Origin of the sequence: Chitinophaga sp. LS1 (assembly GCF_034274695.1) — a bacterium.
Taxonomy (GTDB): Bacteria; Bacteroidota; Bacteroidia; order Chitinophagales; family Chitinophagaceae; genus Chitinophaga.
Genome location: NZ_CP128362.1, coordinates 7,442,260 through 7,456,751 on the forward strand (window position 1 = coordinate 7,442,260; position 14,492 = coordinate 7,456,751).

A 14,492-nucleotide genomic window follows, 5' to 3' on the forward strand; every position below is an offset into this window, starting at 1 on the left:
ATTGAGGCATTAGCGGATCCTTTTCATGCACCTGGGTTAATAAATAAGTCGCTTGCGGATCCGGCTTAAAGATTGGGGTTTGACACCTACATAAGAAGCGATATAATATTGGGGGATACGCTGCGCAATGTCAAAATAAGTCTGAACAAACTTTTGATAGCGTGCCTGGGGTTTATCGTTGTATAATGAGGATAATTGTGCTACCGCATTGATATAAACCTGTTCTATGGCTAAACGTCCGAACCTTTCACCCTGAGGAACCTGCTGATAGAACTTTTGCAGATCATCATAGCTGATCACCCAGGCGGTTGTTGTTTCTAAAGCCTGTATATTCGTAATTGCAGGTATTTTTGGTAAGAAGCTGGGATAGTCGCACACCCACTCCCCTTCTTTATTAAAATAGAAGGTTTGCTCTTCGCCGTTATTCCTCAGGTAATATCTTACTATTCCTTTTTCGATGAATACTACACGGCGGCAAATTTGGCCTTCCTGTAAGATATGCTCATCTTTATCTATCACTATTTTTTGAAATAGGCTATTGATGATTTTTTCATCTGCGGGAGATAGTGGCACAATAGATTTGATATTTTCGATAAGCAGGTTCATCCGAATTATTTACGTGGTTATAAATTTACACATTTTTCCTGTAGGCGCTAATAGATAGAAAATTGTTAACTTCCCACTGATGAACGAATCCGAAATATTAGTTGGTTTTCATTTCAGAAGGGCGCATTACGATACTTACCTTCAGGCAAATGATATTCATTTATACACTTGCCCTGGGTGTGGGTTTCCTACGCGTACAGCGAGGGGTGAATTTGATATATGCAGCATCTGTAATTGGGAAGATGATGGACAGGATGACCATGCGAAGAGTATTTTAGAAGGATTGCAAACTGAAGGGGTTTTCATTTCAGGGCCGAATGGCAATTTGTCTTTGACGGCGAATAGGATTAATATTGGTCGTATGCTGGAAAGCAATATTGAACTGATTGATGGGGAGGTTGATTTCGATACGGCAAGGGTGTTGCGGACAATTGAATTTTATGAGCGGCGCAGGCAGGATATAGAAGATAGAATGACGGGAGACGAACTACCGCAGGACCATATCTGGATAGAATGGAAAGAGGTAAGTAAAGATCTGCTGGCGGCGCTGGTGGTGCCGAAGTTGTGATGGAGGTGTGGGGAGGCAACTTACCGAATTTTTTGATGAAATAACACAAGGCCCCCACATAACCTTATTCTTACCAATACGGGAAAAGTGGCTCCCCCCTTCCATACCAAATAACACCGGGTATTATTATAAGCTAAAAAAGTACTACTATTAAATGTCATAATAAATATTCACTACACCCCAAAATATATCCAGATAAAATCATAGTAGCTAAGGAGAAAGGTGGTTAAAACGCAAAAATGAAGTGGAATACCCATCTCGCATGCTGGCTAAAAAAGTATTTTTTTTAGATAAACAAGTATTATCATGAATTGATTAAGAAGTTATAGATTTGTTAACATAAATATTCCACTATATGAAACTAAACTTTAAAATCACCCTATCACAACATTTTCCACAAAACATCAAAAAGAAAGCGAGTTAATCAAACTGGCATTTCATTATTACTACTAATTGACTGTATCACCAGATACAGCGATGGGGGCATTTTATCTGTCAGTCAAAAAAAGATTAGACACATTTTTCTACATCAAACATGTACACAATACATGTTAATATAATCAAACTATGCAAAAAGTCTTACTATTTGTAGTGTTGATTGCATTAATGATTTCAAATCCAGGCACTCTCCGGGCTCAAAACAATCCACGGGTCATTAAGGGGACTATTTCAGACAATAAAGGATTAAAGTTGCCTGGAGCGACGATCGTTGTGAAAAACAACACCAAAATTTCCACGATGACTGACGGTAACGGTCAGTTCACCATCTCTGTACCAGAGCAGGAAAAAACCTTGCTGGTTTCATTCATCGGAATGAAACCTCAGGAAATTAATATCGGTAACAAGACTACTCTGAATGTAGTATTGGAATACACCAGTACTACTCTGAGCGATGTCGTTGTGATCGGTTATGGTACACAGAAAAAATCTGATGTGAATGGTGCTATCAGCTCTATTAAAAGCGACCAGATCGCGAACATTCCACAGGTAAGTATGGACCAGATCTTACAAGGTAAAATTTCTGGTGTCACCATCACACAAAACAGTGGTGCTCCCGGAAGCGAAACTTCTGTGAACATCAGGGGTATCACTTCTTTAAGTTTATCCAATGAGCCGCTGTATGTGATCGATGGTGTACCTATCTCTGGCGATGCTACCAACTCAAGTACAAGTGGTCGCACAGTACAGTTAAGCAGTGCGGGCAATGATGCTGCCAGTGGCAGAGCGGTAAGCCCGCTGGCCATGATCAACCCCAGCGATATCGAGTCTATCGATGTGCTGAAAGACGCTTCTGCAACCGCCATTTATGGTGCAAGAGCTTCTAATGGTGTGATCATCGTTACGACCAAGAGAGGTAAAGCTGGTACCGCAAGAGTAGCCTATGATGGATTCTATGGTGTGCAGGAACAGGGAAAGTTCCTGGATATGATGAACCTGAGACAATATGCCAAATTCCAGAATGTACTGGCGGATCTGGCAGGTACTACACGGAGAGGAGAATTTGCCAACCCTGACTTACTGGGTGAAGGGACCAACTGGCAGGATGCGATCTTCAGATCTGCTCCTATGCAAAGTCACCAGTTATCTGTATCAGGGGCGAAGGATGGTACCGATTATTATATCTCCGGTGGCTATCTGAACCAGGAAGGGACTATTATCGGTAATGACTTTAACCGCTATACTTTCAGAACAAATGTGAACAGCCAGGTAAAACCGTGGTTTAAAGCCGGTACTGCTATGAATGCCAGCCGTAGTGAACAACACGCTACGCTGGGCGATAATACCGGTATTATTTATAACGCATTGCTCAATGCTCCAGATCAGCCTGTATATAATGCGGATGGTTCCTATGCCGGACCTTCCAGTACGACAGAAGGTACGATCAACCCTGTAGCGCAGGCCATGAGTATCACCAACAACCTTGTCCGCTATAATATCAATGCTACCCTTTACGCCGATATGAAACTCTACAAAGATCTGACCCTGAGATCAGAATTAAATGGAGACTTCAACTGGTCAAATGCGAAAGTATACTTACCTACCTATAAATGGGGTGCCTATACAAATGAAACCGCACAGCTGACTGAATACATGGCTAATTCTCAATATTGGGGCTGGAAGGAATACCTCACCTATGCACATCAATTCGGCACAAAACATAGCGTGACGGCTATGTTAGGGCATGAAGTGACGAAGTCTACCTGGGGTGGTGTGACTGCCAGCATCAAAGGTTTTGTAGCCGGGGATGACGACAACAACCAGACCCTGGGGAATGGTACTGCCTCTACCGCTACTGTAGGTGAATATAAGGGGCAGCAAACCATGGAGTCTTTCTTTGCGCGTGGTATCTATACTTATGATAACAAATATAGCCTGACTGCCACAGTCCGTTCTGACAGATCCTCCAAATTTGCAGATGGTCACCAGACAGGGTATTTCCCTTCTTTCGCTGCATCATGGAGAATTTCTGAAGAACCTTTCATGACTAAAGTAAAAGAGGTGGCTGACAACATCAAAATCCGTGTAGGATATGGTGAAGTCGGTAACCAGAATGTGGCCAACTATAAATACGGCGCTGCACTTGCCACCGTGAGCACTGGTCTGGGTACCGGGTTCCTGGTAGATAAAGTGGAAAACGTAAAACTGACATGGGAAGCTGCACAACAAACTGATGCAGGTATTGACTTTAGCCTGCTTAGAGGCCGGGTAGATGTAATCTTTGACTACTTCTACAAGACATCCAAGAACTTCATCTTCCAACAGGCGTTGCCCGGTTATGTGTTAGGCGGTACTGCTGAATATTCCAGTGGTGCTGTGGTAGGTGCTCCATACATCAATGGAGGTAAAATCAGCAACAGAGGTTTTGACTTTACAATCACTACCCATAATATCAATAAGAAAGACTTTACCTGGAATACCACTGTGACCTTCTCTCACTTCAAAAACAAGGTCGAATCTCTGGCCGCCGGTACACCTTATATCGACAAGAGTATTACAGTCAGTTACCTGAGCTTACCCGCTACCCGTACCATCGAAGGTGGAGAAGTAGGTGCATTTTATGGATATAAAACAAAAGGTATCTTCAAAACTGCCGAGCAGTTGAAAAATGCACCGTTACAGTTTGGCAGAAGTGTTGAAAATGCAAGCGGTGGTACCTGGTTAGGTGATATTCAATACGTAGATGTAAATGGTGATGGTGTGATTAACTCAAGTGATCAAACTATATTGGGAAGCCCTAATCCTACGTTCACTTATGGTATTACCAACACCTTCTCTTATAAAGGATTTGACCTGTCTATCTTCCTGAATGGTTCTTATGGTGGTAAAATTCTGAATGCGCTGAAATATTCAACAGCGGGATTATCTTCTCTGTATCAGAACCAAATGGCTTATACGGCTAACTTCTGGTCCGAAGAAAATCCAAATTCAGACATCCCTGCCCCAAGGATCGGGGATAATCCAAACTTATACAACTCTGATCGCTTCATTGAAAGCGCTTCTTATCTGAAGATACAGAACGTAATGCTGGGATATACATTGCCTTCTGAGTGGGTGAAAAGGGCGAGATTTAGCAAGGCTAAATTCTATGTAAGCGGACAAAACCTATACACTTTCACGAACTACTCAGGTCTGGATCCGGAAGTAGGTCAGAACAACCAAAGTGTATTCCTTCGCAACGTAGACCTTGGCCGGTATCCAGCTGCCCGCACGATCACTTTTGGTGTCAATGCAGAGTTTTAATCTAATTAAACTAAGTTAAAATGAAAACAATCATATCACTGCTAACTGTATTTTTATTGACGAGTTGCAGTAAAGATTTTTTCAATGGTACACCTCAGGATGGTGTAACCGTAGATGCCTACTATAAAACAGACGCCCAGGTAACCGCCAGTACAAATGCTTTATATAGTGTGCCCTGGTTTGGATGGGTGGGAAAAGCAGGATTGGGCATCTCTGAATTGTCTTCTGGTAATGCACGTTCTTATTCCTCCGATGTGATCAACTTTCAGGACTGGACGGCGACTAATGTGAATGCAGAAGTGGTAAACGCCTGGAACTCCCTTTTTACAGTAGTGGCACAGTGTAATGCTGTGATCAAAAACCTGAATGAAAAGGCGTCTTCTTCTGTAAGTACAGATGTGCTGAACAATGCGCTGGGCGAAGCTCACCTGATGAGGGCACTGGCTTACTTTCACCTGGTGCGCATCTTCGGTGCAGTACCTATTATAGAAGATTATACAGAATATATCAGTAACTACAAGGTGCATCGCAACCTGGTAACAGATGTCTACAAATTCATACTGATAGATCTTGAATTTGCAGAAAAGAACTGTTATACTATGACAAGAAGCTCTTCCTATTCTTCACAGGGAAGGGTATCCAGCGGCTCCGCCAGTGCCCTGATGGCCAAGGTATACCTGTACATGCAGGATTATACCAACGCCCGTGCCAAGGCAGAAAAAGTGATCAGTAGCGGTGAATTCCGGTTGTATGGTGCGGATGTAACCGGCGTTACCTTCAACGACCTGTTCAAAACTGCGAATAACAACAACGAAGAATCTGTGATTCAACTGCAATGGGCTACGAATGCTACCTATGGACAAGCGAACCCCGCACAGTCCCTGTTGGCCTACACGACTACTATCTCCGGTTTTGGCGATGGATGGGGCGTGCTCTCACCCACCTTCGATCTGCTCGATATGTATGATGACGGAGATGCACGTAAACATGCTACTGTGATGGTGCCTGGTGATACTTACAGTGAAATACATTCTTCCGATGGTGGATTTACCGTAGGTTCAGATTGTAATCCTGGTGGCACACACACCGGTACGAAAAAATATGTAGTAGGGAATGCAAGTGATAATGGTGGTGTAGGTGGTTCACAGGCCATGCCCAACAATACTTACATGATGCGTTACTCCGATGTATTGCTGATCTACGCTGAGGCTATTATGGCCGGTGCATCCTCTTCTTCAGACGCTACTGCGCTGGCAGCATTGAATAAGGTACGTAACAGGTCCGGATTGACAAGTCTGACCCAGATCAAAAGAGGATATTACACGGCTAATGCCGCTTACAATGCAACTACTAATCCCAATGCGCCCACCACATTATACAGAGATGATATCCTGGATGAGCGCAGAAGAGAGTTTGCTTTTGAAGATGATTTCTGGTATGACCTGGGGCGTATAGATGGTTACAATGCCACGGCTCACCCACTTGCTATCCTGCTGATCAAACAGCAGGACAGAGGCACTTCAGATAACAGTACGGTTCCTGTTCGTTATGGTAATGGTTATTTAACACCAACGAATGACGACTTCCTGTTCCCGATCCCTGCTGTGGAAATCACGGCTAATCCATTACTGTCAGAAGCGCCAGTAGCTTATGACTTTTAAAGAATAAAAACATGAAAAATACTATTGTTTTTACCTTATTAATGCTTTTCGTGTTCGCATCCTGTAAAAAGGAAGAGGATTCATCTGCACCCGTGATCACCCGCATCAGAACACTTAGCAAGACAGATACGGTCACTGTTACCAAACAGGTGACATTAGATTCGTCTGTTACGACCACTTCATCTATGGTGGTAGCTGCTGATTCTACTATTACTTCCGGTTCTATCAGTAATCAATATGGGATCGTAGGTCAGCACCTGAAAACGACAATGAAGATCTACATCAATGGGGTGAGTATCTATTTCAATCCAACATTGGTTACAGATGAGCTGATCATATTTACCATTCCTACTACAGTATCTTATAGTACAAGTACGACTACCAACAAGATCACTGTTGTAACCATGCATGGTAGTGTGGATTATGATTTCACTGTCGCTCAACCGGCTGCCGTGATCAGTAGCTTTACACCTGCTGCGGGAGATGCCGGCACAGAGGTAACCATCACAGGTACTTATTTTGACAATTTAACCGGGGTGAAATTTGGCGATGTAACGGCAGAAATTGTTTCTTCCACTTCTACCCAGATCGTTGTCAAAGTACCGGATGGTATCGTGCAGGAATATATTTATGTCACTACACCGGGAGGTACTTCATCCTCTGCCACCAAATTCGGTTTCCAACATATCATTTATGATGATGCTTTGGCTGCGAACTGGGCTGACTGGAGCTGGAGTGTAAACAATGATTTTGCCAATACATCTCCTGTAAAACGTGGTACCTATTCTATAAAGGCGGCCTTTACTTCCGGCTGGGGAGGGGTATCTCTCGCTAACACCGGTTCTGCCAAAGACCTGAGTTCCTGTACCGCGTTGAAGATATCCATTTATGGTGGTGCTGATACGGATGGGAATACCGTAAATATCGTGGTGAACAGTGATTATAGCAATGTTAAAACATTGACGCTGACAGCCGGTAAATGGACAGACTATACCGTATTATTAACAGAGGTTGGGTCTCCTACTACGCTGACATCACTGGTGATACAGGAATCCAGTGGTACAGCAGAGACCATCTATCTCGATGATATTGGCTTCCTGTAATTGTAGCATAACAGAAAGGGTGTATTCTGGTAAGAATACATCCTTTTTTGTACCGGCCAGGATGCGGTAGTATTATCAAAGAATTAATCATACAAAGGTCCTCACACCCATAGAAGAAGTGTATTCCTGTCTGAACTCTTTGGGTGTACAACCTTTTTTCTTTTTAAATATCCTGTTGAAGTTAGAGATGTTGTTGAAACCACTTTTATAGGCGATCTCACTAATAGTATGCGTTGTGTCGATCAGCATGCGGGAAGCATGTCCTAAACGAATCTCCAACAGGGTATCTACAAAGGTCTGACCGATCTTCATCTTAAAGAAACGGCTGAAGGCAACATTGGTCATAGCTGCAATCTTCGCAGCTTCCCTGAGTGTGACGTTCTTGTCGAAATTCTCATTCAGGTATTTCATGATCTTTTCGATACGACGGCTATTGTAGGCAAGGGTCTCAACAGGCACGAAACCTGAATCAGACAGGATCCGCATATTCCGGGAAGTAGACAGGTCATGCAGGATAGACATCAGTTCAAGTACAGAGTCAAATCCATGTTTTTTGGGTAACTGAACAAGCCGGGGCATAATCATCCTGGTAGTCTCTTTAGAGAAAAGGATACCCCGCAAAGAACGTTCAAACATGTTGCGGATAAAGTTCATCTGATTACGCTGAAGGAACTTTGCATCGAACAGGTCGCGGTGGAATTGTATGGTGATCTCTGTAAGCTGACCTCCCATAAAATGATGATTGAACCATCCATGATGAAGATTAGGTCCAACCAGTACTAATTCAAGCTCACCTATTTCTTCTATATGATCACCAATGATCCTTTTGGCACCGGCAGCATTTTGAATAAAGTTCAATTCAAATTCTTCGTGGTAATGTAGGGGGAAATCGAATTCTTTTTTCTCTCTTGAAAAGAGGGTAAAACAGTCGCTTTGTGTGAGTGGTGTAATTTCTCTTAATAAATGCTCTTTCATGAATAATAAAGTATTACTTCAACATAAACAGTAAACATTTGAAATTTAGATACTTGTGGGTTAAATAAAATAATTCGACTGTTTAAGTATAATAAATAGATAAAAGAGTATTAAAGAAGAGTTAAAAATAACAGCAATTTTGTATAATATTATTAAACGTTATGAGCATTTAATCCGCAATTAAGAATTCCACTTGCTTAATTTAAAATCACTTTAAGATGCTAAAAAATATTTGTAGTATGATGATTGGTCTGGCATTTTCAGCGCATGCATTTGCGCAGGATTTTCCGGCCGATAAACAGGCTACACAGGAAACAGTTAATCTATACAGGAACCTGAAAAAACTGCCGGAAAAAGGATATCTTTTCGGCCACCAGGATGACCTGGCCTATGGGGTGAACTGGCGATATAAATCAGGTGCCAGTGATGTAAAAGAAGTGACCGGAGATTATCCGGCACTGTATGGCTGGGACCTGGGTGGGATAGAATCGGGAAAAGACGCTAACCTCGATCAGGTACCCTTCAAAAAGATCCGTAAATATATCCAGGAAGCATATGAAAGAGGAGGTGTTTCCACCATCAGCTGGCATGTTACAAGTCCCATTGGAGCAGAAAAAGGTGCGTGGGATACAACGCATGGTACGGTGCGGGCTATACTTCCCGGTGGCGCCGAACATGCGAAATACAAAGAATGGCTGGATAATGTAGCTGCCTTTTTAGCTTCCCTGAAAGGTAAAAAAGGAGAAGCGATCCCTATCTTATTCCGCCCCTATCATGAGCTGACCGGCACCTGGTTCTGGTGGGGACAAAATGCCTGTTCTGCAGACGAATTCATTACGCTATGGCGTTTCACCATCTACTATCTGCAGCAGGTAAAACAATTACACAACTTATTGTACGTATACAATACCGGCGGTGAATTTACCAGAGAACAATTCCTTTCCAGGTATCCGGGTGATGATATGGTGGACGTTGTCAGCTTTGATACCTATCAATGGGATGATCCTGCTACCAGCAACAATTTTATGAAACAGACCAATGCGCAGCTGGCGATATTGGAAACCATCGCGAAAGAAAAGAACAAAATCTCAGCATTGGCAGAGACGGGATATGAAGCGGTTCCTTATGCACAATGGTGGACCAAAACACTGACGGATGCGATTGGGGATCATCACATTGCCTATACCCTACTCTGGCGTAACCATGGTTACAACGAATGGATGAAAAAGATGCATTACTATGTACCTTTCAAAGGACAGGTATCTGCTGACGACTTTATAATTTATTATAACCAGGATAGAACGCTGTTCCAGAAAGATGCGGCTGCACTGTCCCTATACAAGTAATGCATGAGATTAACATTTATTGATCTTGCAATCATCATTCTCTATCTGATCACAATGGTGATGATCGGATGGTTTTTACGAAAGAAGGCAAGAGAAAACAAAGAAAGTTATTTAATGGGAGGCAAGAAATTGCCGTGGTATATGTTAGGTTTAAGCGATGCTTCTGATATGTTCGATATTAGTGGCACGATGTGGATGGTCTCCCTCTGTTTTGTTTATGGGATGAAGAGTATCTGGATACCCTGGTTATGGCCGGTTTTCAACCAGGTATTTAATATGATGTTCCTGGCTAAATGGTTACGACGTTCCAATGCAAACACCGGTGCTGAATGGCTGGCCACCCGCTTTGGTCTGAAGGGCAAAGGTGTAAAAGGTTCTCACAGCGTGGTGGTGGCGTTTGCGCTGATTGGCTGTCTGGGCTTCCTTGCCTATGGCTTTGTAGGATTAGGAAAATTCATCGAGATATTTTTACCCTGGCATCTTGTACAGCCCTATCTTCCATTTACCATACCGCCCGCTTATGTCGCTCATTTTTATGGGATTATTTTCACGCTCTTTGCGATGTTCTACTCCGTGTTGGGAGGCATGCATAGCATCGTGTTGAGTGATGTGATTAAATATGTGATCATGACGGTGGGCTGTATCGCTATCGCGGTGATTGCAATGTTGCACCTGCATCGTCCTGGGGTCGTGCTGAACGTACCGGGTGGCTGGGAAAATCCACTCTTTGGCTGGAAACTGGACCTTGACTGGTCTAATATCATCGCCGAGGCTAATAAAAAGATATCAGATGATGGGTATAGTCTGTTTGGTCTCTTCTTCATGATGATGATATTCAAAGGGATTTTCGCCAGTCTGGCAGGCCCTGCGCCTAACTATGATATGCAGAAAGTCTTATCATCCCGATCACCTAAAGACGCTTCTAAAATGACAGGTTTTGTATCTATCATTTTATTGCCGGTACGCTATTCTCTCATCATCGGGCTCACTGTACTGTCATTGTTGTACTATCATCAACTGGATATTACTTCATCAACAGGCGTAGATTTTGAGCGGATCTTACCTTCTGCCATCAATACTTTTCTGCCGGCGGGTATATTGGGGATAGTACTGACAGGGCTGTTAGGCGCCTTTATGGGTACGTTTTCCGGAACTCTGAATGCTGCACAGGCGTATATCGTGAATGATATATACCTGAAGTATGTAAATCCACATGCCTCTACCAAAAAGATCATCTCCATGAATTACATCGTAGGGATCCTGACTGTAGCGGTGAGTATAGTGCTGGGATTTTTTGCAAAGGATGTGAATAGCATTCTGCAATGGATAGTAGGCGCATTATACGGTGGATATATCGCTGCTAATATGCTTAAATGGTATTGGTGGCGCTTTAATGCGGGTGGGTTTTTCTGGGGAATGATCTGTGGTATCGTTGCAGCTTTGATATTCCCTTTAATTTTCAAAGGGCTGCCTTTGTACAACTGGCCACTTTTATTCGTCATTTCGCTAACTGGCTGCATCATTGGTACTTATGCAACTCCTCCTACAGATACGGAAACATTAAAATCATTCTATCGTACTGTAAAGCCGTGGGGGTTCTGGAAACCGATACATGAAATGGTAATCAAAGATGACCCGACATTCGTAGCTAACCGGCGCTTTAAGCTGGATATGTTCAATGTAGTGTTGGGTATCATCGCTCAATCCTGCCTGACCATACTTCCAATGTATGTCGTATTGTGGTTAAAACTGCCACTGCTGTTAACTGTTTGTGTACTGATAGTGGTGAGCTTTATACTCAAACGTACCTGGTGGGATAAACTGGAAAATTAACTAGTAACCGGAAAAAATATATTTATGAACTTTGAAAAGAGATTGGAAGCCTTACAAACGGCCTATGACCAATTGATTAGCCGGCCTAATGAAAAACAACCTTTAGGCAATGGGGTATATGATAGGTACCGTTATCCTGTATTGACTGCTGCGCATGCACCACTTGCCTGGAAATACGACCTTAATAAAGGGACCAATCCATACCTGATGGAACGGTTTGGTATTAACGGCGTATTCAATGCCGGTGCTATAAAACTGAATGGTAAATACCTGCTGATGGCCAGAGTAGAAGGTGCTGATCGTAAATCATTTTTTGCGGTAGCTGAAAGTGACAATGGTATAGATAACTTCCGGTTCTGGGACCGGCCCTCACTCATACCGGAATTAGCAGTTCCTGATACTAACATATATGATATCCGGTTGGTACAACATGAAGATGGCTGGATATATGGGCTGTTCTGTACTGAACGTCGTGATCCATCTGCAGATGCAGGTGATCAATCTGCTGCCATCGCACAATGCGGCATTGTGCGAACTAAAGATATGCTTACATGGGAACGGCTGCCTGATCTGGTGACACCTTCTCCCCAACAGCGGAATGTGGTGTTACATCCTGAATTTGTAGAAGGGAAATATGGTTTTTATACGCGCCCTCAGGATGGGTTTATTAATACCGGATCTGGTGGAGGTATTGGTTTTGGTCTTTCCGATAGTATGACACCGGCGGTGATTGATCAGGAAATTGTGATCGACGCTAAAGTATATCATACTGTTTATGAAGCAAAGAATGGGCAGGGTCCTGCTCCGATCAAAACGCCTAAAGGATGGTTACATCTTGCACATGGTGTGCGTAATACAGCGGCGGGCTTGCGTTATGTATTGTATATGTTCATGACAGATCTGAACGACCTTACTAAGGTGATTTATAAACCCGGGGGGTACTTTATGGCTCCTGAAGGAGAAGAAAGAGTAGGCGATGTATCCAATGTGCTTTTTAGCAATGGATGGGTAGCTGATGATGATGGTACTGTTTTTATTTATTATGCTTCTTCAGATACGCGGATGCATGTGGCGGTTTCTTCTATAGATCGGTTGTTGGATTATGTAGTGCATACACCGGCGGATGGGCTGCGGTCAGCAGCGAGTGTGGAGAAGATCCTGCAGATTATTGAGGGGAATGAAAGGATTTAAGGATAAAAGGAACCGTCTCAATAATAATTGAGGCGGCTCCTTACCTTGTCTGCTCTGTTAGTTACTAATCAATCAATAATTTATAGGTTGAAATTGCGCCTTTATTAGTCATAAAGCTCACAAAGTATAGGCCCGGAGTCTGCCCACTGAAATTATAAGTAAGTTGTTGTGTACCCTCTGTCTCCGATCTTACTACACCCAGATCTTTTACGAGCTTACCCTGCGCATCAAATAGCCGGATGATCGTCTGCTCATCTTTAGCAAGGGTTACATTGATGGTTGTATTTCCATGCGTAGGATTAGGATAAACACGGCTCACTTCGACAGTACTCAGCGCTGCTATTCTGGCTGAAGACGTGATCGTTCCTCCGGCAACAGGAGTTGCAGTTGTCGTAAGTGCAATTTGCGTAGTGCCTGTGCTGCCGCAATCAGGAGTGGTCAGGGTGGCACCTGCGCCAGCAGTGACCAGCGCTTTCACAGAGCTGGCAGGATCGGCCGTCAATGTATATGGAGGCGTGAAAGCCGTACCACTGCCGGATGTATTGCCGGAAGTATTGGTGAAGAGATTATTCTTTTGAGTGATGGCTGTAAATGTATTGTCCATCAGATCAATCGGATTTTTCACATTCTCAAATACGTTCCCTTCTATGAGCAGGTCGGCTTCATAGCCTGCCATGATGCATTTGTTGGAAACAGTGGAGTTGAAATAATTATTCACCAGGTGTACTTTACCAAATCTTACTCTTGGCATACGCTCTTTACAACCCTGTGCCCACCAGCAGTTGGCCAGTGTGATGCGCAGTTTCCCTCTGTCGCCGGTAGCGCCGTCACTGGAACCAAACAGGTTAGAGAAACGGTGATCGTCAGATCCTCCTGAGCCACCTGCAACAGGCGTTTTGTTATACGAGAATTTACACCAGGTCACTGAAATGTAATCGGCAGCAGCTTTGATATCCAGATTTCCATCCATACCGTCCTGAAAATCGCAATGGTCTACCCACACATTCGTACTATTATCGATCGTCATGTTATCCCATCCGTCAGTATCATAAGCAGCAGGGCCTACAAAAGTGACGTTCCTGAAGATCACATTTGATACACGTTTTACATAGATGATACCGGAACCATCTTTTGTGAGATCGTTTGATACCAGCTTAGAACCGGGCAATCCATAAATTGTCTTTGCTGACTGGTCCTGAAAACTAATTCTACCACCAGAAGGAATGGTGATCGTGCCTGATATGTGCACGACTTTTACAGTTGAAGAGGTAATCGCAGTTTTAAGTGCATCATAGGTGCTTACAATTACAGGAGTGGCAGTTCCACCACCTGTTACACCGCCGTTTTGGCTGGCCCAGCCAACCAGACTGCATTGAGCGTGGGCAAATAATTTGAAAAAGCAACAGATGGCAATCAATACCCATCTTAAATACCGGTTTTTCATCATAGGATGTTGTTTACTAGTAAT

At 43.3% G+C, this 14,492-nt stretch carries 10 protein-coding genes; 7 read left to right on the top strand and 3 right to left on the bottom strand.

The genetic code is table 11. From position 1 onward, the window contains the following. Nucleotides 1-36: 36 nt before the first annotated feature. Nucleotides 37-606 carry a Crp/Fnr family transcriptional regulator gene (locus QQL36_RS30455; protein ID WP_083729231.1) on the bottom strand — a complete coding sequence of 190 codons (570 nt, stop codon included), beginning with the start codon at nucleotides 604-606 and terminating at the stop codon, nucleotides 37-39. Between the two features lie 79 nt (nucleotides 607-685). Here QQL36_RS30455 and QQL36_RS30460 point away from each other — a divergent pair, with 79 nt between their 5' ends. The 4 genes from QQL36_RS30460 to QQL36_RS30475 all read left to right on the top strand — a co-directional run bounded on the left by QQL36_RS30460 (nucleotide 686) and on the right by QQL36_RS30475 (nucleotide 7,679). Next, nucleotides 686-1,174, top strand: a complete 489-nt coding sequence (locus tag QQL36_RS30460; protein ID WP_321567869.1) for a CPCC family cysteine-rich protein — start codon at nucleotides 686-688, stop codon at nucleotides 1,172-1,174. Nucleotides 1,175-1,741: 567 nt separating this feature from the next. Next, nucleotides 1,742-4,915, top strand: coding sequence for a SusC/RagA family TonB-linked outer membrane protein (locus QQL36_RS30465; protein ID WP_083729235.1), 3,174 nt, complete (start codon nucleotides 1,742-1,744; stop codon nucleotides 4,913-4,915). Nucleotides 4,916-4,935: 20 nt separating this feature from the next. Continuing rightward, nucleotides 4,936-6,576 (top strand): RagB/SusD family nutrient uptake outer membrane protein, encoded by a 1,641-nt coding sequence (locus QQL36_RS30470; RefSeq protein WP_083729237.1) that lies wholly within the window; start codon nucleotides 4,936-4,938, stop codon nucleotides 6,574-6,576. Nucleotides 6,577-6,587: 11 nt separating this feature from the next. Continuing rightward, the gene (locus tag QQL36_RS30475) at nucleotides 6,588-7,679 is read left to right on the top strand and encodes an IPT/TIG domain-containing protein (RefSeq protein ID WP_083729239.1); all 1,092 of its coding nucleotides are present in this window, start codon (nucleotides 6,588-6,590) and stop codon (nucleotides 7,677-7,679) included. An 87-nt stretch (nucleotides 7,680-7,766) separates the two neighbouring features. Here the strand turns inward: QQL36_RS30475 and QQL36_RS30480 are convergent, their stop codons facing one another. Next, nucleotides 7,767-8,654: a helix-turn-helix domain-containing protein gene (locus QQL36_RS30480; protein ID WP_083729241.1), complete on the bottom strand. Its 888-nt coding sequence runs from the start codon at nucleotides 8,652-8,654 to the stop codon at nucleotides 7,767-7,769. A 218-nt stretch (nucleotides 8,655-8,872) separates the two neighbouring features. On the opposite strand from QQL36_RS30480, the gene QQL36_RS30485 reads away from it, so the two are divergent. The 3 genes from QQL36_RS30485 to QQL36_RS30495 are packed head-to-tail and all read left to right on the top strand — an operon-like array spanning nucleotide 8,873 to nucleotide 13,024. Continuing rightward, nucleotides 8,873-10,000 (top strand): glycoside hydrolase family 26 protein, encoded by a 1,128-nt coding sequence (locus QQL36_RS30485; RefSeq protein WP_321567870.1) that lies wholly within the window; start codon nucleotides 8,873-8,875, stop codon nucleotides 9,998-10,000. Between the two features lie 3 nt (nucleotides 10,001-10,003). Continuing rightward, nucleotides 10,004-11,833: a sodium:solute symporter family protein gene (locus tag QQL36_RS30490; protein ID WP_083729245.1), complete on the top strand. Its 1,830-nt coding sequence runs from the start codon at nucleotides 10,004-10,006 to the stop codon at nucleotides 11,831-11,833. A 24-nt stretch (nucleotides 11,834-11,857) separates the two neighbouring features. Further along, nucleotides 11,858-13,024: a glycosidase gene (locus QQL36_RS30495; RefSeq protein WP_083729247.1), complete on the top strand. Its 1,167-nt coding sequence runs from the start codon at nucleotides 11,858-11,860 to the stop codon at nucleotides 13,022-13,024. 64 nt (nucleotides 13,025-13,088) lie between these two features. Here QQL36_RS30495 and QQL36_RS30500 read toward each other — a convergent pair whose 3' ends face one another. Continuing rightward, nucleotides 13,089-14,471, bottom strand: coding sequence for a T9SS type A sorting domain-containing protein (locus tag QQL36_RS30500; RefSeq protein WP_321567871.1), 1,383 nt, complete (start codon nucleotides 14,469-14,471; stop codon nucleotides 13,089-13,091). Between the last annotated feature and the right edge of the window lie 21 nt (nucleotides 14,472-14,492).